The organism is Paraflavitalea sp. (genome assembly GCF_059502485.1).
Genome location: NZ_JCACET010000011.1, coordinates 967,516 through 988,228 on the forward strand (window position 1 = coordinate 967,516; position 20,713 = coordinate 988,228).

A 20,713-nucleotide genomic window follows, 5' to 3' on the forward strand; every position below is an offset into this window, starting at 1 on the left:
GGTGCTTAATTTTGAGAGAGGTTATTATAGGCTGCTTTGGGATCGTCCTTGTATTTGGAAGGACACTTGATCAGGATACCATCCTTACGGTTGATTTCAAATACATCGCCTTTCATTTTGCCTTTCAATACAATGCGGTCGCTTTTCTCCATATCGAATGGTTTCTCGAAGTAATACATTACCCGGGCTTTATTGCCGAGGGAGTCTATTACCTGAAAACTCGTGAGGTTAGGATTAACTGCGGGATTGTATTCTATCGGAACTGATCTGTCGAGTTGTGTGATGACGGTTACGGTTTTGCCTTCTTTCTGGCGGGCAGAGGCGAGGGTTTCATAGGTGGAGAGGTCGCCCATAAAGCTTAACAACACCATAATGCTGGCAGCAATGCAAACAAGTATAACAATGTGTATCTTCTTCATAACCGGGTTCTGTTCTCCGCAAAGTTAGGCCAAAATGCGGAACGGGTTTATGTGATTTTTGTGTGTTTCTTGTGCACTAAACCATTCTGTTTCGATTTTGTTCGAATTTGTTGGAATTTGTGTAAAATACTGGAGGGAAATGAGTTAAGAGTCGGGAGTTTAGAGTCAAGAGTAATGAGTTCAGTTAATTGGGCTAAAGCCCAAGTGGGTGTGGGATTACTGCTATTCCCGGCCCTAAAGGGACCGGGCAATTCTTTTCGTTCGATCTGACAGACCTGGCACTTAACTAACGATCGTTTATGCAACTTATTGACATTATTTTGCTTCTAATTAATACTGTGCTACCTTGCACGGCGTTTTAAAGAAGAGACCTCTTCATCATGACAGACTTATCGCATTTTGATCCCAACGGTGTTAGTAATCCCAATAACAACATATTTGGTTTACCCTTCACAGAAGAAGATGCCCGCCTTGTGATTCTTCCTGTGCCCTGGGAAGTTACCGTAAGCTGCAGCGCCGGTACTGCCCGCGCCGCCGATCATATCTTCAGGGCCAGTATGCACGTAGACTTATATGATGCCGATGTAAAGGACGCCTGGAAGCAGGGGTTCTACATGCGGATTCCTGACAGGAAGGTCCTGCTGAAAAGTGACTACCTGCGTAAAGAAGCCGAACTGTACATCGATTATATATCCAAGGGTGAGCCCATCGAGAAAAACTCGTTCATGTGCAAATCGCTCAAGGAGATCAATGAAGGGGCCGTATATCTCAACAACTGGGTATACGACCAAACCAAATCGCTCCTCGACCAGGGAAAACTGGTAGCACTGCTTGGTGGCGACCACAGTACGGCACTTGGCTTCTACAAGTCTATCGCTGAAAAGCATGGTTCGTTTGGCATTTTACAAATAGATGCGCACTGTGACCTGCGTCAATCGTATGAAAGTTTCCGTTACAGCCACGCCAGCATCATGTACAATGCGCTGAATGAGATCCCTCAGCTTAGTAAACTGGTGCAGGTTGGTGTGCGCGATTATTGTGAAGAGGAATGGAATTACCTCAGCAATAACAAGGAGCGGGTTGTAACTTATTTCGATAAAAATATCAAGGAGCGTGGTTACGAGGGTGAATCCTGGAAACAGATTGCCGATGAGATCGTTGACCACCTGCCGCAACATGTTTTCCTCAGCTTCGATATAGATGGCCTCGATCCCAAATTATGCCCCAATACCGGCACACCAGTTCCTGGTGGCTTTGAAGCGGCACAGGTTTATTACTTACTGAAACGTATTATCAAGAGTGGCCGCAAGTTCATTGGTTTCGACCTCAGTGAGGTGGGTGTGGGTGAAAATGAATGGGATGCGAATGTTGGCGCTCGTGTTTTGTGGAAGTTAAGTAATTTGCTGGTTGCTTGTAATTAATAAGCGACTGGCCCATGATCTATCAATACGTTGTCAGCCTCAAAAACAGGAATACCCGGTACATCGATCTTATTGGTCTTTTGTTAGGTATCATGTCGGTGATCTTCTTCACACGTGAACTGCTTGTAGCTGTGGAATTGCCTTATCTTCTCGGCGCCATCTTTGTTCCCGCTGTATTGATCTGGAATGTTGTTCAATCCTCCAAGGGTAAAAAGGTTTATTATAGTCGCGCACTGCTTATTGCTGCACTGGTGTGGATGAAGATGCCTTACTTTCAATGGCTCACATTTGTGTTCATTATTCTCGCGCTGCTGGAATATCAAGCTAAATACGCTCTCGAGATCGGCTTCTCTGATAAGGAGGTTGTCATCAATTCTATCTTCAAGAAAAGGTATGCCTGGTCGGCCTTCGATAACATTGTATTGAGGGACGGTATTATCACGCTTGACTTTATCAATAACCGCATTATACAACGGGAGGTGGAAGATGATGAGGATGATGAAGCGGATGAGGATGAGTTCAACGACTACTGTAAGCGTCAATTGGCTAAAATTACTTCTTCAGCAGTAAGAGAGTAGACTGCGAGCCACGGGCTGCAAACAAAAAAGCTACGAACTTCGAAGTGATTGGTTCGAAGTCCGTAGCTACGCTCAATGTTTTTATTACGCTACCTGCCGTAATTGCTCCAACTCTCTCGACGGTATTTTTTCCTGGATCTGTGTAAAGATCACTTTGTCTTCAAACATCAGGTGTTCGTGTACCAGCTTTACAAAGGCTTCGTACAGGTAATCGCCTTCCGGCCCTTCGGGCAGCCGTTCGGCCAATACGCGGATGGTATTGTGCTCGCGGTAGAGCAGGTTGACGTATTGCTGGTTGAACTTGTGTTGTACCAGGAAAGGGATCAGTGTCTTTTCTTCGGCTTCTATGTGTTTTTGCAGGTTGTTGCGCCAGAAGTTCACCACGGCTTGCTTGGTCGTCTTATCGCTTTTTCCAGCCATGATGTTACCTAATAGCTGGGTGCAAATCTGACGATCGCTGGCCAGGTGACTTAAAAACGGTTGTAGTACGGTATTCCGTTCCATAGTAAGTCCCTCCTTTCCTATAGATACGTCAAGAATTACTCCACAAGCTATCGATGTGGAAAACTTTAACAAGCCAATGACAATAGGCTTACTTCAACGCTTTGATAATGGCTGCAAACTCTGTTGCACTGAGGGAGGCGCCGCCTACCAGTCCGCCGTCTACGTCGGGGCGTGAAAATATTTCCACGGCATTGTTGGCTTTTACGCTTCCGCCATACAGGATGGGGATGGTGTTGGCCAGTACCGGTCCATATTGTTTGGCCAGTACGCTACGCAGGTGGGCGTGCATTTCCTGGGCCTGGTCGGAGGTGGCGGTTTTACCGGTTCCAATCGCCCAAATGGGCTCATAGGCGATCACGATCTTCGAGATAGCGCTATCGGGCAGGTGGAACAGGGATTCTTTCAGTTGCTGTTCTACAAAGCTGTTCTGCGTGCCTGCTTCACGAATACCGAGGGGCTCTCCGCAGCAGAATATAGGGGTAATGCCGTATTCGAGGCAGAGGTCGAGCTTTTCGGCCAGCATTTTATTGCTTTCCTGGAAGTATTCGCGGCGTTCGCTATGTCCCAACACACAGTATTTGATGCCGATGGAGTGGAGCATTTCGGCTGATACTTCGCCGGTGTAGGCTCCGGACTTCTTATTGTAACAGTTTTGTGCTGCGATGTAGTAGTTCTGTTCGTCGGCCACTTCGCTGCTGGCCATGATCAGGTAAGGAAAGGGAACGGCAAATACTACCTGCTGGTGTTCTTTCAGCCCGATATTGGCGCCCAGGATTCCATCTAACAATTCCTCTCCCTGCTGGTAAGTGCAATTCATTTTCCAGTTAGCCGCAGCAATTTGTTTACGCATGTTTGGTTGAATTTGTTTTAAGTGTCTATGATTGCTCAAAAATATGTTTCAATTGCTTTGTTTCCGCATCTGTAAGTTGTTGATTTTTTAATTTTTTCCAGTTACTGATGTCGGACAAGGCTTTTTCAAATTCGTACCTCGATAATGCTTTGCTGCCCCAGGTGAAGCTGGGTATATATTTAGGAGTAAGTCCTTCGCCGAATATGTTGGTGCATACGCCGGTGACTGTTCCCGTATTGAATGCTGTGTTGATGGCTGCCCTGGAATAATCGCCCATAAGGAGGCCGCATTTCATGCCGGCGCGGATGTAATCTTTGGAAGGGTTGTGCCATACGCGTACATCGGTGGCATTGTTCTTCAGATTGGAATTGGAGCTACCGGCGCCGAGGTTGCACCACTCTCCTATTACTGCATCGCCCAGGTAGCCGTCGTGGGCTTTGTTGGAATAGCCGAAGAGGACACTGTTCTTGATCTCTCCGCCCACCGTACAGTAGGGGCCTATAGTAGTAGCACCATAGATCTTAGCGCCCATTTTAACCACTGCTCCTTCACCCAGGGAAAACGGGCCCCTGATAAAGCAGCCTTCCATGATCTCGGCATTTTTTCCAATGTAGATCGGGCCGGTGGTGGCGTTGAGCATACAGTGGCTGAGCTTAGCGCCTTCTTCTATAAATATGTCTTTGGCATTGATGACTTGTACGCTTTCCGGGATTGTCTGGGATATTTTATCCCGGGTCACGATCTTGAAATCTTCCCGGAGGGCCCAGTCGTTCCATTCGAAGATGTGCCAGGGGTATTGCAGTATTTTGATGGCCTCCCAGTCAGGGTCTTTCTTAAGTGTGTTATCGTCTTCCTGGAGGGAGGCTATAAATTGTTCAGAGGGGATGATGTTGGCAGCGAAAACAGCAGCTTCGGATGCGGCCACGAGGGATGCATCTTCGACTACTTTTACTTCCTGCCCCAGGAGGGCTTCCCACTTTTCGCGGATGGTAAGGATACCGATGCGGATGTCGGCTGCTGAGCGAACGAGGGTAAACGGAAATAAATGGTCGCGTACTTCTTTATCATTCAGGAATATCATAGTTAGGTATTACGCTGGTTAATGATTGGTTTTCAAATGTAATACTTATATGCAAGGGGCAGGCCAGTGTGGAGTGTAGAGTTCAGAGTAGAGAGTAGAGAGTAGAGAGTTCAGAGTGGACTTTACTTCGATTTGTCATTGACTTTAAAAAAGAATCCCTCTCCTAAGAATAGGAAAGGGAAAGTATAGCCATGAAAAACAAAAAATGTTATGCTGAAGTTAAGCTTATTTCTTCTTTTCGTAACGCTTTTTAAACTTATCAATTCTACCAGCAGTATCTACTAATACATTCTGACCTGTGTAGAAGGGGTGAGAAGTATTAGAGATTTCAAGCTTGATAAGGGGATACTCGTTACCGTCTTCAAACTTAATTGTCTCTTTTGTCGGAGCGGTAGAACGGCTTAAAAAGCTATAACCATTACTCATGTCCTTAAAAACAACGAACCGATACTTTTCGGGATGGATACCTTTTTTCATAACTCTCTGATTTAAAGGTTGTACGGATTTTGCCGTACAAGTTTTAATATTTACAAAGCCGCAAAATTACTTCCCGACTGTCTTACCGCCAAATTAAATTTAATTCCATTGATAGCCAATTTTATGGACAACAAAATTATAGTTGCAACACTAATTATTGACTAAAATCAATTCCCAGACGAACTCAATCGTTTGCATTGACTTTCTATTATAAAGATGGAAACGGGCTTCCAGGGGTTGCAGGGCGATAAGTTAAAGAATTCTAAATATGAATAGGTGTTAGCTTTTAGGATTCAGCTGTTAGCGTTGGGCAGCGGCCTACTGCCTAAAAGAAAAAAGCACCGGGTTAATATTCGTACTTACTAAAAGTTTGTACGCGTTATTAATCCAATGCTTTCTTAAAACCCGCTTTCCATGTTTAGATTTCCAGCGACTTTCTACATCTAAAATACTTTATTGTCTATAGCCATTCCAAATTTTAGCACGTTTCGATATGCACCAGTTGTGCAGATAGTTATGCACATTTGGAAGGCATGCTTCGAGTTGTTAAGGCTTTCCTTTAAAGGAATTGGGCTAAAGCCCCAGCAAAAGATTGATTATAGTATCCCGGCCCTAAAGGGACCGGGCAATTCCTTTTGCTTCGATATGCCTTGTCTTTGAATGCCTTTGCTTCGCAAGCAGATTTCTCACTGCGCCACCGCGGCATACTACTTTACAGTTGCGAATGGCTCCGTTCGAAATGACAAAGAAGGGGGAGCGCTATTTCAAGCTCATCATTCATTATGCCTGATGGCACGATTCATTTATGACTGATGGCGCGTAGCTCGCGGCTGGAAGCTCGTGGCTTATAGCTGTTTTAGCTTCTCATGTTTTCGTATTGGAGGGCGAGGCCGAGTTCGGCGCCGCGGCAAAGGGCTATGACTTCCTGGAGGTCGTCGATCTTTTTGCCGGTCACGCGCACGGTGTCGTCCATGATCTGAGCCTGTACTTTGAGACCGGAATCCTTGATGAGCTTAACGATCTTTTTAGAGTCTTCCTGCTTGAGGCCATTGCGAACGAGTACCTCCTGTTTGATGATCTTTCCGCTGGGGTAAGAGTCTTTGGAGGTATCGAATGCCTGGGGAGCTATCCCCTGCTTGTGGGCGCGATTGATCAGTACGTCTACCAGCTGGCGCATTTTCATGTCGTCTTCTGTTTCGAGGCTGATCTTAAATTCCTTTTTATCCAGCTTGATCTCCACATGGGTTCCTTTGAAGTCGAACCGGTTGGTAATTTCCTTGGTTGTAACGTTTACGGCATTGTCGAGTGCCTGGGCGTCTACTTTACTAACGATATCGAATGAGGGCATAGCAACATTTTGGGCAAAGCTATGGAATGTACGGTTATCATAATATGCTAATTTGCTGTCTGAAATCTTATCTGCCGATGGCCACTTTTGTAATGGGTGATATTCATGGGTGCTATAAGGGGCTGCTTCAATGTCTGCAACGCTCGGGCTTCGTCTATGAAAAGGATACGCTTATCCAGCTGGGGGATATTACGGACGGCTTCGACGAGGTTTTTGCCTGTGTGGAGGAGCTTATGAAGATCAGGCACCTGGTGGCCATCAAAGGGAATCATGATGACTGGTTCCAAACTTTCCTGCAAACCGGTTTTCAACCTCAGCTGTGGAGCCAGGGTGGCGAGGGTACGCTCCGCTCCTATCTTGTGGCGGCCGGTAAAGGTGATGTCATTCCCGATTATGGTCTTATTCATCCGCTGGCATTATTACCTGAAGATGTACCTACCTCTCACCGCGACTTCTTTCTCCGGCAGCGGTTATACTTTATCGATACGCGCAAGAATTGTTTTGTTCATGCCGGGTTCGACAGGGAGCTACCGTTTGCAGAGCAGCAGCCTCATATTTATTATTGGGACCGGGAGCTGTGGCTTCAGGCGCTTTCGTGGGAGGCTGGTGCGCGGGGCAAAAAAAGGCCGAGACGGTTTAAGATGGTCACTCCTTTTAAAGAGGTCTTTATCGGGCATACGCGCACCATCATGTGGGGCACTGACCGGCCCATGAAGGCTGCCAATGTCAACAACCTCGATACCGGTGCCGGCGGTGGTGGCCGGTTAACCATCATGAATGTTCAATCGAAAGAGTTCTGGCAATCTGATCCGGTGAGTGAGTTGTATGAAATTTCTTATAGGTAGTATAAAAAGATAAGGCCCCATAGACATGGGGCCCGTTAACCAAAACTAACTGCTTATGAGAAAAAATTTATAACTATTTTGATATAAGTCACACTGTTTATCTGCCTGTTTCCTCATCGTCGCGTCGCACATTTCATAAACGGCAGACAGTGTGGTTTTATTATTCTACATGTAAGAGATTCCACAACCTACAAGATATATTAGTACAATTGCTATCAGTATGATCTTTTTCATGGTTGGTTATATTATATATGACCATTTAAAAAGGAAAAGGTTGTATGATGTGGTGTTAAAGCTTTCCCAATTAGACGCAATCTTTATCATTTTGGGAAACAACATTTTTTACAATACAATCTTTGTACCATCAAAGTTACCACAAGTGGGTATATGCATCCGGGCTATTGTGTTGTATGATGTCTTTATTTTGTTGTTTCTTTTACGTTTATTCACTGCCTCCTTTTACACGATTCTGTTCGTCGCCGGCTCCACCTTTCTTACGTCCATTTGTATTTTTCAACGGTTTGCCGAAACGGTAAGTGAAGGTGAGGTTGGCTACGCGGGTATCGCGTGAATTTTTAAATCTTGCTTCTGTGTTTTCGAAGTTGATCTCTCCTTTGGGTATTTGTGTAAAGAAGATATCGCGCACGTTCAGCTTCAAAGTTCCTTTTCCTTTCAATACCTGTTTGGATATACCGGCTGACATCTGCCCGAATGGATCCAGGAGGATCTGGCCTTCTGGTCCACTGGTGCGGTACCAGCCGCTGAGTTCTGCAGCCCATCCTTTGTTGAACTTAAACTGGTTGTTGATGTTCACCATCAGGTTGCCTGCTTCGATGCTGAAGTCTTGTCCTTCGATTGTGCCGCTATATTTGGTGTAATTGTAATTGGTATAAACCATCGTTGTTAACCACTTGGCAACAGGCAACTGAACACTGATTGCGATGCCTGCGTTTTCACGTCTGCCGATATTTCCCTGGCGTACTATCGTTGCGTATCCGTTTTCGCCATTGGGCAGCTTCTCCTGGGTGAATACTTCATTGAACAGGTCTTTGGTGATGCTATAGTTCAATGTGGTAGTCAGGAAGCTTTTGAATATATGTGTTACCTCAAAGTTGTTGGAGTATTGTGGTTTCAGGAATGGGTTGCCGGCTCCATAGGTGTACTTGTCGATGAAGAACATGAAGGGGTTCAGGTCTTCATAGGAAGGACGATCGATGCGGCGGCCGAATGATACTCCAAACTGGTTTTCCTTGCTGGCATTGTAGCTAACGTATACGGTTGGGAACAATCCATTGTAGGAACGATCGAATGAAGAGTCTTTTTTATTGGGGTCGATATCGGTTTGGTCGCCTTCGAGGTTGGTGTTCTCAAAGCGCAGGCCTGCCTGTACACCCCATTTTTTATTGAGTTGCTTGTTGAAGCTCACATAGGCTGCGTTGATGTTTTCTTTGTAGTCAAAGAAGTTTGTTTTATCGATATCGGGCTGCCACTGGGCACCTACGTATTGGAAATAATTGGCTTTGTTGGTGGTGTTGACGTAGCTGCTCTTTACACCGAACTCGATCTTAGCATTGTTCTTCAAGGGGTGGCTATAATCCAGTTTTGCTGAGTAGATATTGATTGACACGGGAAGGTCGCCTTTCAGCAGCTCGTCGTATCGTTTTACCCAACCTGGTGTGTAGGTAGAGTTGATAAAATTCTGATCGTTGCTTGCATCGTAGCGGATATAATCTACATCGGCTGTCAGTTCACGGCCTGTAGAATCGAATTGGTGACGCATGTTGAGGTTCACGCTGGCGTTCTTCCATAATTCTTTAATGTAGGAATTGGCGGTAACGATCGAATCTACCTGACCTGATGGGTTCTTCAGGTAGCTGGTATTATCTCCGTCGTTTTGGGTGGGGTTGTATGCTCCGCTCAACACAACGCCGAGGGTTGTTTTGTTGGTGAGGTAATAGTCCATACCCAGCTTCAGGTTGTTGTTGCGGTTCATGCGTTTCATGAATGCGCGTTGTTCGAAGATGGCGTTGGTGGTTTTGTCGTCGTTCTTATAACGGCGGAAGATATCGAGCTGCTGGAAGTTCTCATTGTATCCAAAGCTGTAGCTGCTGAACAGGTTCACTTTTCCATCGCGGTAGTTGAGGCTAAGGCTTTCATTGTTCTTGAAATAGACTCCCTGGCCAAAGCCTACGGTGGCGTTGCCGTTGAAGCCTTTCACTTTGTTCTTCTTTGTTTTGATGTTGATGATACCTGAGTTGCCAGCCGCATCGTATTTGGCGGGCGGGTTGGTCATGATCTCGATCTGGTCGAGCTGAGAGGCCTGCATACCTTTCAGCAAGTTGGCCAGCTCGGCGCCGGTGAGGTAGGACGGGCGGCCGTCCATCATCACGATGACGCCTTGTTTTCCTTTCAGGCTGATGTTGCCGTCTTTATCTACTTGTACGCCGGGTGCTTTTTCCAGCACTTCGAGTGCGTTGGCGCCTACATTGGTAACGGACGCTTCTACGTTCAACACCGTGCGATCGATCTTCTGCTCGATCATCGGCCTGCTGGCGGTAACGGTGACCGTCTTCATTTCTTTGGACTGGGCGGCCAGGGCAACGGGGGCTACTTCTACGGCTGTTCCGGCTACTTCGAAGGCGGGGGTATATTGTTTAGTATGTCCTACGGCTGAAACCAGGAGGAGGTACTTTCCATCGGGTACGCTTTCAAACTCGAATTTGCCGGCTTTGTCGGACACGGACATTTTTACGACGGCAGAGTCTTTGGCTTTTAATAATGTGACGGTAGCTGCCTGGAGGGCGTTTTTATCTGCCCCTCCTACTGTTCCGGCTACTTTGGCTGTCCGTTGCTGGGCAAGGGTGCTAAGGCTTAAAGCGGTCAGGGTAATGGTCAATGCAAATAGTCTTGTTCTCATGGCTATACTTTTACTTGATTTAAAGTTGGCTATACTTACTTAAATACTTTGTCTCGCTAATTACAGTCCAAAAATAGGTACTATGTTATATATAGTACATTGCCAAGTGCTGAAAGGCTGATTTTATTGATATCCGGTAAATAACGGGTGACATAAGTGAGACGCACGAGCAGGAATTAGGTTACAGGATAGTTTGAGTTAGGGATGAGCGGCGGAAATTTGGGCGTTAGCGGTTGGAAATTGATTAATGGCAAGATTTACATCCCGGAATGGGAAATATAACGGGGCAAAATGGTGAGCAGGGCTGGTATGGTTGACACATGGTGCTGCAATGGCTTCTCTATGAAGCATGTATGAAGTATAGTCGCTATAACGTCGCTATAACGTCGCTGAAAGGTCGCTGTAACCTCGCTATAAGGTCGTTGAAAGGCCGCTAAAACCTCGCTGCAAGGACGCTACGAAGTCGCTGGAAGGAGTTAATATTTGAATCGAAGTAAGTATCACAAAACACGGCTAATGAGTCAAATGGAATAAATTTTACAATATGTAATATACGAAAATTTGGGCTAAAGCCCAAGAAACCTGGATTGCTAGTTCCCGGCCCTAAAGGGCCGGGCAATTCCTTTTGACTCGCCAAGGAAGAATAATCAAGATAAGGTTAGGTGAGAGTACTTCATTAGCTCACAGTTTCCTGTGCTGCTTTTCTGCGGGTAAGGAAAACATAGAGGACGATACCGCCAATCACCAGGCATGATGAGATCAGTTCTGCCTGTGTGGGCTGGAACGGAAGGTTCTTATAAGTAGTATTTACCCGAATTTTTTCTATAAAGAATCTTTCTAGTCCATTCACAATCAGATAAATAGCAAACATCGTTCCCGGCACTTTCAGGCGATAGCGGAGTGACCACAGGAGTATAAATAACAGCATACCGACTACTGCTTCATAGAAAGGTGTGGGGAAAACCGGTATGGGGAGCTGGTTGCAATATTTGGGTTCGTCGCACCCGGGAATGGGCACCCCTTCGCTGATCACATTGTGGGGGTAAGGATAGGCCACCATCCAATCGGGCACCCAGGAGGGGGCTTTTACTGATTTGTGGTGTATCTGATCCAGGGATTCGACCTGGAAGGTCTTTGTGTAAAACCGGGCATTGTTTTGCAAGGCTTGCCTGAATTGGGCTGTATCGACCAGTGCCACTTTTGATTCGGAGGTAGTGACGTAGGCGCTGTTCAGGATACCCCAGTCGCCATCGCCGGCGCTTTGGCAACCCAGCCGTCCAATGGCATAGGCGATCATGAGGCCGGGGGCTACTGCATCGCAGAGGTGTTTAAACCCGATCTTGTGTTTGCGGGCATAAAAGTATATGGCTACTGCTGCGCAGATCAACCCGCCGTAGAAGGTAAGGCCATCGAACGACAGCAGGGCTTCTATGGGGTTGGCCCAGAAGCTATCCCAATTCTCGAGGTTGTGAAATATTTTGGCGCCCAGAAAACCAAACAGGGCAGCATAGATTACCAGGTCTCCTACTCTATCGTGGGGCCAGATGCGCACCACGCGCTCTTCGGGCTTATCGAGCTTTTGCTTGTTCTTCTCCCACCACTTGATACCGGCAAACAGCAAACCGAGGCCAATGCCTATGGGCCAGTTACCTTCCGATGAGAAAATAAATGCCTGCGGATCTTCTGCCGTGGGGCTGTTGGACAGGAACAATCCTACCATTTTGTATCCGAGGATGAAGCCTAATATAAAGTTGAGGAGTATGTCTCCCATGCCGGCCGGCTTCCCTACCATGATCTTTACATCCTGGCTGGGTAATAGCCCTGCCCGCTCTCTGCGTTTCAATTCGGTTGTGAGTACCCAAGCTGCTGCCAGGAAGGAAAGTGCTACGAAAAACCCGAATGTGTTTACGAAGCGTAATCCCTTTATTTCAAGGCCGAAAAGGTCGCGGAAAGCATAGTAAAGATTGGGATACATGTATTATGGATAATTGAGATTTGAGAGAACGTTTGGGATTTGAATTTGCAATGATAAGTAAAACCTGCCAGCAATAAAAAACCCTCCCAGGAATGGGAAGGTTTATCACTATGAACAAAGCTGAATTTATCAGCGTAATTCCTTAACAGTATTCATCGAATGCTGCGATGAGGTTGTGCGCGATCATTTGCGCCGGGCGTCCTTCGATCTGATGACGCTCGATAAAATGCACCAGTTGTCCATTCTTAAATAATGCAATGGCTGGTGAAGATGGTGGATAGGGCAATAAATGCTCACGCAATTTCTTGATGGCATCGATATCAAATCCGGCAAAGCTGGTAGTAAGGCTGTCGGGTTTCTTACTGGCATTGGCTACGGCCATGAGTACGCCGGGGCGTGCCGATCCTGCCGAGCAACCGCAAACGCTATTGATCATTACCAGGGTAGTTCCTTCTTTACCTAATTGGTTGTCAACTTCTGTTGGTGTCAATAACTCTTTGAAACCATAGTCTGTCAGCTCCTCTTTCATGGGCTGCACTATTGATGCTGGATACATATTTAATGTTGTTTTTTATTTCAACTTGTTAGAACGCAAATCTACGCAAAAAGTTGACGCGGCGTTTTGGGAGGCCAGTTCAGAGTCGTGAGTAGAGAGTTCAGAGTCGCTAATATGACTTTATGGCATTTTAATTTTCCAATAACAGCCATTTAGTCAGCACAAAAGATGCTTTTCCTTACATTCTGGCGGTTGGAAGGCCTGTTTTTGGCACTGGTACATCGTTTGACAACTGTACTGTACAATTCGATTTTAAAAACATAAAAAAGTATAAGACTATGACACTCGTAAAATTCAACAACCGCCCAGTAAACAGAGTTTTCAATTCAGTATTCGATGATCTGCTGAATCAGTTTCCCACTACCTGGAAGGACAGTTCTTTGCACAATCCTCCGGTAAACATTCATGAGACTTCTGACGCTTATCATGTAGAACTGAGCGCTCCTGGTTTGAAGAAGGAAGATTTCCAGGTGAAGGTTGAAGATGGTTTATTGACGATCGGCTATGAGCAAAAGGAAGAAACAAAGTCTGAAGAATATAAGACGGTACGCCGGGAATTTTCTCAGCGCAGCTTCAAACGCAGCTTTACTGTAGAAGATCAAGTGAATGTTGACAATATTGAAGCTAAGTACGAACAAGGTGTGTTGAAGCTCCGCCTTCCCAAGAAAGAGCAAGCTAAACCCACCGTTAAACAGATTAACATTCAGTAAGGAAAGTATTAAAGAAATCTTAATTTTTTTTTCATAAGCAGTTGGTTTTGGTTTAAGCCCCATCCCGATCTCTATCAGGATGGGTTTTTTATTGTTTTGTTATTAACTTCGGCCACGATTTTATAACATGATAAGTCCAAATCCCTTGGTAAATAAAATTTTGGCTTTATTGGTATGCCTGGTTGTACCTGCAGCTTGGTTAATGGCTCAAGATCAACGGACCGACACGATTCCCAAACCTGTCGACTCGTTGTCTATTCTCCATCCTGATTCGGCTGTGGTGGAGGCCGCTCTCCGTATCAAGAATCTCAATCCTTATTTTACGCTCCACGTAGACTCTACGCTTACTTACAAGCTGGAGATCAACAAGGAGGAATCCAAGTTCTTTTGGTATCTCCGCAACTCTCCTGTAGGTCTGCGGATCAATAAGGATAATGGTACGCTCACTTTCAAGGCTGACAAATCCTATTTTCTTTCGGGCAAGCTCCGCTATGATAATGAATACCGGGTGAACCTGGGTGTTCAAAGCCTGGACAATCCACAGGACCGTGTGGACACTTCTTTTGCTATTGTATTTTATAATACGGAGATCGTTCCCGCCAAGGTAAAGCCTTCGATCAGTTCTACTATCACCATCGATGAAGGGGATACACTGGCCTTCAAAGTGCAGTGTGAATTCGGCAGTTTTCCGATCGAGAATATCACCATGCTGGCCAATCTGCCCATGAAGGGTTATACTAATGTGAAGAAATGTGAGGATGATTTTATCTGGTCGCCTCCCTTTGACTTTGTAAAGGAGACTGACCCGGGCAGGGAGCGGATCCTTTTGCTCAGCTTTATCGGCACCAACCGGTTTATGGTTCGGGATACTGCGGTGGTGAGGGTGATCATCAAGGATGCGATGAACTACCCGCTTATGCTGCAAGAGTATGGTTTGACTTATCGTAACGTAGAAAGGTATATTCTGCAATTAAAATATACGTTCGTAACCCTGGACAAGGGTGTCAAGAAGACCAAAAATGCCCGTACAGGCTTCGATATCACCAGTTCTTCCACTGCGCTGACTGGTACCATTCTCACTTCTTCTTCGAGTGCAGGTTCTCAAAAAACCGGCAAGATACTTCCCAGTGTGGGTGTGTCGCTGGTGCCTGTGAAGGAAGCGGTAGCGCCTCAAAAAGTGTTTGATCAAAACCAGGCTACTGCTGTGCGCGGGTCTATCAAGCGGCTCGAGTATATGTTGCAGGACCAGGTGCTGGTGGGTGAACGCGATCCCGACATCGTAAAAAAGACCAATAAGCTGAAGGATGAAATGAAGCAAATCCAGGTGCAGCTTATCGATGTGCCTGTGGTGCAGATCCCCTCTAATATGACTGAGAAGGAGCTGAACGATTATTTCAACAGCCGCAAGGTGCGGAAGAAGTATAGTATGAAGAAATAGGTATTAGCTTTTAGGTATTAGCTGTTAGCCCTGTTCTTCGCTGCCGGGTTTGTTTTTACTCGCATTTTTCTTTTCTTCTTGTATCGATCAGGTACTGTATTTTCCATTGGCCGTTGAAGCGGACCAACTGGAATGAATTAACGCCGCAATGGCTGAACTGGCCGTTGTAATAAAATTTATAGGGTGTCCATACGATGGCGAGTGGTCCATCTATTTTAATTGTCTCGAACTGGATCCTTTCATCGGCTGCTCCTTTTTTCTGCTTTCCCACAAAATCGGCAAAGGCGCTTACTGCTTCATTCCGGATAATGGTTTGTCCTTCTTTATTGCGGGCAATGGTTTGCAATACGGCGCTGTCGGCAAAGGCGCCTTTTACCAGGCCGGCATCGGCGGTTTTCATGCCTTCGAATAGTTGGTTGACGGCTGCTTTGACGGAGTCTTCGGCCGTTTGGGCCTGGAGTGCAGTGTTTATTGCAACAGTGATCAATACTAATAGTAGTGCTTTTCTCATAATGATCTTTTTAAGGATATATAAATATAACCGCCTGTAGCAAGCGGCTTTTCATTTTTACACCAGCGGCGAAAAGTGGTGTCTGATTTATACAAAAGAGAAATCCCGCTGCTCCGTAGAACGGAACCAGCGGGATTTGTATATGATTCCGGAAATGAATTCCGGACCCTGGTTTTAGTAACCCATGCCGCCCATATCAGGAGCGCCACCGCCATGTGCATGTGGCTCTTCTTTCTTAGGCTTGTCGGCAATTACGCACTCAGTAGTGAGCAACATACCGGCAATTGAAGCAGCATTTTCCAGTGCAATACGGGAAACCTTAGTAGGATCGATTACACCTGCGCGGAAGAGGTTTTCGTATTTCTCAGTGCGGGCGTTGAAACCGAAATCGGCTTGTCCTTCTTTCACTTTCTGAACTACGATAGAACCTTCGATACCGCTGTTGAACACGATCTGACGGAGGGGCTCTTCGATCGCGCGTTTAACGATCGCGATACCTGTTTGCTCGTCTTCGTTGGCTGCAGTCTTCAGTTTGTCCAGGCCTGCGATAGCGCGGATGTACGCGATACCACCACCGGGAACGATACCTTCTTCAACAGCAGCACGTGTAGCGTGGAGGGCGTCGTCAACACGGTCTTTCTTTTCTTTCATTTCTACTTCGGTAGCAGCACCTACGTAGAGTACAGCAACACCACCGCTCAGCTTAGCGAGGCGCTCTTGTAATTTTTCTTTATCGTAATCGGAAGTCGTTGATTCGATCTGAGATTTGATCTGGTTTACACGGGCAACGATGTCTTCTTTCTTACCTTTTCCGCCAACAACAGTGGTGTTGTCTTTGTCGATGGTAATAGAAGCTGCTGTTCCGAGGTAGCTCAGATCGGCTTTCTCCAAGGTGTATCCTTGTTCTTCGCTGATCACGATACCTTTGGTAAGAACCGCGATGTCCTGGAGCATTTCTTTACGACGGTCGCCGAAACCAGGTGCTTTAACTGCAGCTACTTTCAGGGTACCACGTAATTTATTTACTACCAGTGTAGCGAGTGCTTCGCCTTCGAGGTCTTCAGCGATGATCACTAAAGGACGGCCGCTTTGTGCAACTTTCTCCAGGATGTGGAGGATATCTTTCATAGCGCTGATCTTCTTGTCGTAGATCAGGATGTAAGGGTTTTGCAGTTCTGCTTCCATCTTTTCGCTGTTGGTAACGAAGTAAGGAGAGATATAACCGCGGTCGAATTGCATACCTTCTACTACGTCTACAGTAGTTTCAGTACCTTTTGCTTCTTCTACGGTGATAACGCCTTCTTTACCTACTTTACCGAATGCTTCAGCAATCAGTTTGCCGATTGCTTCGTCGTTATTGGCAGAGATCGTAGCAACCTGCTCGATCTTTCTTTTGTCGGTACCTACAGTCTGAGACTGGCTTGCCAGGTTAGCAACAACGGCAGTAACGGCTTTGTCAATACCGCGCTTCAGGTCCATTGGGTTGGCTCCTGCTGCTACGTTTTTCAAACCTTCAGCGATGATTGCCTGTGCCAGTACGGTAGCGGTTGTAGTTCCATCACCTGCGATGTCGGCAGTTTTAGAAGCTACTTCTTTTACCATTTGGGCGCCCATGTTCTCAATGGGATCTTCCAGTTCGATTTCTTTTGCTACTGTAACACCATCTTTAGTGATTGCAGGTGCACCGAATTTCTTTTCGAGTACTACGTTACGGCCTTTAGGACCTAATGTAACTTTTACTGCATTCGCCAAAACATCAACACCCCTTTTCATTTTATTGCGGGCTTCGATATCGAAGAACAGTTGTTTTGCCATGATATGTTTGATTTGAGAATTAGTTAATATGGATTACCACTTTGATTAAACGATTGCGAGGATATCGCTTTCTCTCATGATGAGGAGGTCGTCGCCTTCGATCTGGATCTCTGTTCCGGAGTATTTACCGTACAAAACAGTGTCGCCTACTTTAACTGTTACAGGCTCGTCTTTTTTACCGGGACCTGCAGCTACAACAGTACCACGCTGGGGCTTCTCTTTAGCTGTATCGGGGATGATGATTCCACCGGCAGTTTTCTCTTCCGCTTTAGCGGGTTTCACAATTACCCTGTCGTGAAGGGGGGTAACATTTAGCTTCTTGCTAGTAGCCATAGTTTATCTGTTTTTTAGATTTTGGTGATTTTGGTATCCCCGACATAAGTAGGCGTCGGGGGGCGGCAAAGGTAAACATATTCTATACCAAACCAGTTTTACAAGTCATTTTTTCAGCCTGGGGAGGAAAGGGTGGCAGGGTTTGGCGGGATTGCTGTCATATTTCATTCAGGTTCAATGTCAAAGTTGCAGGTTGGTTGACAGGTTAATGTGTTGAAAGGTTGAAAAGGGCTTTTGCGTCGCCGGGCACTGGTTTGGGGAACAGTAGTCGATGGTTGGACTTCATATTTCAGCATTCGGGCTTCGCTATTCCGCCGAAATCCGTTAGTTTTGCCGGTTCAAAATAAGCTCTTAGCATGATCAGTAGAAGAAACATCCGTGTGAAGGTAATGCAGGCCCTCTATTCTGTGGAAAGCCAGGAAGTCCAAGAAGTCACCGAAAAGCCGACAGACCCGTTTAAGTTACTCCAGAAACATTTTGACCAGACTCACCAACTTTTTGTATACCTGATCCACTCGCTTACTGAAGTGGCCCGTTATGCTGAGACCGATGCCCGCAACCGTGCGAGCAAGCACCTCCCCTCTTACGAAGATCTGAACGTAAATATTAAGATAGCTGGTAATGAGTTGCTGTGGAAGATACTTGAGCATCCTTCTTACAAACAGGCTGTGAAGGAAACCAGGCCCGAATTGCAGGACAACCCCGATCTGCTGCGCAAATTGTATCTCCAACTGGTTGAGACCGACAGGTATAAACAATATATAGCGGTAGCCGGCAGGGATAAGAAGGAAGAAAAGGCCATGCTCGAGTTTATCTTTAATGAGTTGTTGCTCCCCAACGAGGATTTTACGGGTTATGTGGAAGAAATTTTCACCAACTGGGATGATGATGCGGATATGCTGCGCCTGCTGGTGCAAAACTTCCTGAACAAGCCTGCCAGCTTCAACTTCCAGGAATTGATGAGTAGTGAAAAACGGCAGTTTGGCAAGGGCTTACTGGAAACTGTGCTGAACAAGAAAGAGGTAACGATGGAATACATCAAGCCCAAACTGAAGAACTGGGACCCTGAACGGATTGCTGTGCTGGATATGATCCTGATGCGGATGGGTGTATGTGAGTTCCTTTATTTTGAGACTATTCCTCCCAAGGTTACTATTAATGAATATATCGATCTGGCGAAGGAATACAGTACGCCTCAGAGTGGCCAGTTTGTGAATGGTATCCTGGATAATATTCATAAGGACCTAGTGAAGGATGACAAGATGCATAAGGTAGCTTTTAAACCTTCTTAACACAGCAGTAATGTGCTGTTAATAGTTTTGATAAAAACTTTTCCAAATGAAAACGTTACTCTTTTCGATTCTCGCAGTTGTTGCTTTATGGTCATGCAACAGTGGTAATGCCAGCGAACTTCCGAAGCCTGGTGATGTAACTTCTATTCAATGGATCGACTCCGTGAAGAACGTAGGTCCCGTGAATGAGGGCCAGGTTGTAGACATCTCTTTCCGATTCAAAAACACTGGTAATAAGCCTTTGGTGATCCAGGATGTAAAGGCCAGCTGTGGCTGTACTGTGGCAGAGCGCCCCGAAGCTCCTATCGCCCCCGGCAAGGAGGGTGAGATCAAAGCTTCTTTCAACAGCCAGGGCCGTCCGGGTATGAACAACAAAACGCTGACTGTATATGCGAACACAGGCAGTGATGAGCACAAGCTGAACTTCTCTGTGGAGGTGAAGCCCAAACCTACAGAGGCGCCCAAGCAGTAATCTTTGCTTAAAGCGGGAGTTATGTTACCCGTTTGCCGTATCTTGCGCCCCTGTCCGTTAATTTTTAAACATTTTTAAAACAGATATACAAAATGACATCTTTAGTTGTTTTATTACAGGCACAGGGTGCAGGTGGCGGTACCTTGCAACTCGTTCTGCTGGGTGGTATGATCCTCATTTTCTGGTTGTTCATGATCCGTCCGCAAGCTAAGAAGGCCAAGCTGGCTAAGCAATTCCAGGAGAATTTGCAAAAGGGTGAAAGAATTGTAACTATTGCCGGTATCCACGGTAAGATCAATAAGGTAAATGAAGATGGCACTATCGATCTGGAAACCAGCCCCGGCAGCTATATCAAAATAGAAAAGAGCGCTATTTCTGTTGAGTGGACTAACAACATCAATAAGAGAGACGCTGCTGCTACTAAATAAGTGATTACTTTAATGTAATTATATAGCCGGATGATGTCATCCGGCTTTTTTTATATTTGTCATCTTATGGCTTTACGTATTGGTCTTACAGGTGGCATTGGTTCCGGCAAAAGCACGGTGGCCAAAGTGTTTGAAACTTTGGGCATTCCTGTGTATTATGCCGATGATGCTGCAAGGCGTCTTATGAACGAGGACGACCTGCTAAAAGAGCAGATCAAGCAGCATTTTGGCGCCGCCACGTATCCCGACGGAAAGCTGGACCGTAAATATCTTGGCAGCATCGTTTTTAATAATCCCGCCAAACTGGAATTAATCAATTCGCTCGTTCATCCTGCTACCATCCGCGATGGGGAGTTGTGGATGGAAAGGCAAACTACTCCTTACGCTATCAAGGAGGCTGCTATTATCTTCGAAAGTGGCTCTCAATCCAGTCTTGATTATGTGATTGGCGTATCGGCTCCCGACGCGCTACGTATTCATCGCACCATGCAACGGGACCATATTACCCGTGAGGAAGTAATCGCGCGCATGGGTAAGCAGATCAAGCAGGTGATCAAAATGCGGCTCTGTGATTTTGTGATCGTGAATGACGAACAAAACGCTGTTATTCCGCAGGTGTTGTCACTGCATGATAAATTACTTACTACGGCCCGCCATCCTGCACTATCCTGATTGTAAAATCATCTCTTTCAGCCTTTTATTAACAAAATTTATCCATTTTCGTAAGAAATTTTTCCGCTTTG

Annotated in this window: 21 protein-coding genes; 9 read left to right on the forward strand and 12 right to left on the reverse strand. The window is 45.9% G+C overall.

Going from position 1 to position 20,713, the window contains the following annotated elements; all coding sequences use genetic code 11:
* Positions 1-5 precede the first annotated feature (5 nt).
* Positions 6-419, reverse strand: coding sequence for a cytochrome c maturation protein CcmE domain-containing protein (locus tag AC5JBY_RS31675; protein ID WP_495908717.1), 414 nt, complete (start codon positions 417-419; stop codon positions 6-8).
* Positions 420-799: 380 nt separating this feature from the next.
* Between AC5JBY_RS31675 and AC5JBY_RS31680 the strand changes: the two genes are divergently transcribed.
* Together AC5JBY_RS31680 and AC5JBY_RS31685 are read left to right on the forward strand one after the other, a co-directional pair.
* Positions 800-1,840: an agmatinase family protein gene (locus AC5JBY_RS31680; protein WP_495908718.1), complete on the forward strand. Its 1,041-nt coding sequence runs from the start codon at positions 800-802 to the stop codon at positions 1,838-1,840.
* Positions 1,841-1,854: 14 nt separating this feature from the next.
* A complete protein-coding gene (locus tag AC5JBY_RS31685; RefSeq protein ID WP_495908719.1) occupies positions 1,855-2,418 on the forward strand; it encodes a hypothetical protein in 564 nt (187 codons plus the stop codon).
* Positions 2,419-2,502: 84 nt separating this feature from the next.
* On the opposite strand, the gene AC5JBY_RS31690 is transcribed toward AC5JBY_RS31685, so the two are convergent.
* From AC5JBY_RS31690 to AC5JBY_RS31710, 5 genes are all read right to left on the reverse strand, one after another.
* Positions 2,503-2,922 carry a hemerythrin domain-containing protein gene (locus AC5JBY_RS31690; protein WP_495908720.1) on the reverse strand — a complete coding sequence of 140 codons (420 nt, stop codon included), beginning with the start codon at positions 2,920-2,922 and terminating at the stop codon, positions 2,503-2,505.
* 88 nt (positions 2,923-3,010) lie between these two features.
* Positions 3,011-3,772, reverse strand: a complete 762-nt coding sequence (gene tpiA / locus AC5JBY_RS31695) for a triose-phosphate isomerase (RefSeq protein WP_495908721.1) — start codon at positions 3,770-3,772, stop codon at positions 3,011-3,013.
* A gap of 25 nt (positions 3,773-3,797) precedes the next feature.
* Positions 3,798-4,853: a putative sugar nucleotidyl transferase gene (locus AC5JBY_RS31700; RefSeq protein WP_495908722.1), complete on the reverse strand. Its 1,056-nt coding sequence runs from the start codon at positions 4,851-4,853 to the stop codon at positions 3,798-3,800.
* Between the two features lie 225 nt (positions 4,854-5,078).
* Positions 5,079-5,330 carry a type B 50S ribosomal protein L31 gene (locus AC5JBY_RS31705; RefSeq protein ID WP_495908723.1) on the reverse strand — a complete coding sequence of 84 codons (252 nt, stop codon included), beginning with the start codon at positions 5,328-5,330 and terminating at the stop codon, positions 5,079-5,081.
* Between the two features lie 856 nt (positions 5,331-6,186).
* Positions 6,187-6,678, reverse strand: coding sequence for a YajQ family cyclic di-GMP-binding protein (locus tag AC5JBY_RS31710; RefSeq protein WP_495908724.1), 492 nt, complete (start codon positions 6,676-6,678; stop codon positions 6,187-6,189).
* A gap of 77 nt (positions 6,679-6,755) precedes the next feature.
* On the opposite strand from AC5JBY_RS31710, the gene AC5JBY_RS31715 reads away from it, so the two are divergent.
* Positions 6,756-7,523 carry a metallophosphoesterase gene (locus AC5JBY_RS31715; protein ID WP_495908725.1) on the forward strand — a complete coding sequence of 256 codons (768 nt, stop codon included), beginning with the start codon at positions 6,756-6,758 and terminating at the stop codon, positions 7,521-7,523.
* A gap of 442 nt (positions 7,524-7,965) precedes the next feature.
* On the opposite strand, the gene AC5JBY_RS31720 is transcribed toward AC5JBY_RS31715, so the two are convergent.
* The 3 genes from AC5JBY_RS31720 to AC5JBY_RS31730 all read right to left on the reverse strand — a co-directional run bounded on the left by AC5JBY_RS31720 (position 7,966) and on the right by AC5JBY_RS31730 (position 12,971).
* Positions 7,966-10,440: a TonB-dependent receptor domain-containing protein gene (locus AC5JBY_RS31720; protein WP_495908726.1), complete on the reverse strand. Its 2,475-nt coding sequence runs from the start codon at positions 10,438-10,440 to the stop codon at positions 7,966-7,968.
* 676 nt (positions 10,441-11,116) lie between these two features.
* On the reverse strand, positions 11,117-12,415 hold the full coding sequence (locus AC5JBY_RS31725; protein ID WP_495908727.1) for a prolipoprotein diacylglyceryl transferase: 1,299 nt from the start codon (positions 12,413-12,415) through the stop codon (positions 11,117-11,119).
* 142 nt (positions 12,416-12,557) lie between these two features.
* Positions 12,558-12,971, reverse strand: coding sequence for a BrxA/BrxB family bacilliredoxin (locus AC5JBY_RS31730; RefSeq protein WP_495908728.1), 414 nt, complete (start codon positions 12,969-12,971; stop codon positions 12,558-12,560).
* A gap of 278 nt (positions 12,972-13,249) precedes the next feature.
* Between AC5JBY_RS31730 and AC5JBY_RS31735 the strand changes: the two genes are divergently transcribed.
* Positions 13,250-13,681, forward strand: a complete 432-nt coding sequence (locus AC5JBY_RS31735) for an Hsp20/alpha crystallin family protein (protein ID WP_495908729.1) — start codon at positions 13,250-13,252, stop codon at positions 13,679-13,681.
* Positions 13,682-13,883: 202 nt separating this feature from the next.
* Positions 13,884-15,119, forward strand: coding sequence for a hypothetical protein (locus AC5JBY_RS31740; protein ID WP_495908730.1), 1,236 nt, complete (start codon positions 13,884-13,886; stop codon positions 15,117-15,119).
* A 55-nt stretch (positions 15,120-15,174) separates the two neighbouring features.
* Here AC5JBY_RS31740 and AC5JBY_RS31745 read toward each other — a convergent pair whose 3' ends face one another.
* The 3 genes from AC5JBY_RS31745 to AC5JBY_RS31755 form a co-directional block, all read right to left on the reverse strand.
* Entirely contained in the window at positions 15,175-15,630 is a 456-nt protein-coding gene (locus tag AC5JBY_RS31745; RefSeq protein ID WP_495908731.1) for a nuclear transport factor 2 family protein, read from the reverse strand.
* A 174-nt stretch (positions 15,631-15,804) separates the two neighbouring features.
* Complete coding sequence (groL, locus tag AC5JBY_RS31750) at positions 15,805-17,445, reverse strand: chaperonin GroEL (RefSeq protein WP_495908732.1); 1,641 nt, start codon at positions 17,443-17,445, stop codon at positions 15,805-15,807.
* 45 nt (positions 17,446-17,490) lie between these two features.
* Positions 17,491-17,778, reverse strand: coding sequence for a co-chaperone GroES (locus AC5JBY_RS31755; RefSeq protein ID WP_495908733.1), 288 nt, complete (start codon positions 17,776-17,778; stop codon positions 17,491-17,493).
* A 356-nt stretch (positions 17,779-18,134) separates the two neighbouring features.
* Here AC5JBY_RS31755 and nusB point away from each other — a divergent pair, with 356 nt between their 5' ends.
* The 4 genes from nusB (at position 18,135) to coaE (ending at position 20,642) form a co-directional block, all read left to right on the forward strand.
* Complete coding sequence (nusB, locus tag AC5JBY_RS31760; protein WP_495908734.1) at positions 18,135-19,070, forward strand: transcription antitermination factor NusB; 936 nt, start codon at positions 18,135-18,137, stop codon at positions 19,068-19,070.
* Between the two features lie 46 nt (positions 19,071-19,116).
* Positions 19,117-19,542 (forward strand): DUF1573 domain-containing protein, encoded by a 426-nt coding sequence (locus AC5JBY_RS31765; protein ID WP_495908735.1) that lies wholly within the window; start codon positions 19,117-19,119, stop codon positions 19,540-19,542.
* A gap of 92 nt (positions 19,543-19,634) precedes the next feature.
* Positions 19,635-19,970, forward strand: a complete 336-nt coding sequence (yajC, locus tag AC5JBY_RS31770) for a preprotein translocase subunit YajC (protein ID WP_495908736.1) — start codon at positions 19,635-19,637, stop codon at positions 19,968-19,970.
* Between the two features lie 66 nt (positions 19,971-20,036).
* Positions 20,037-20,642 carry a dephospho-CoA kinase gene (gene coaE / locus AC5JBY_RS31775; protein ID WP_495908737.1) on the forward strand — a complete coding sequence of 202 codons (606 nt, stop codon included), beginning with the start codon at positions 20,037-20,039 and terminating at the stop codon, positions 20,640-20,642.
* Positions 20,643-20,713 lie beyond the last annotated feature (71 nt).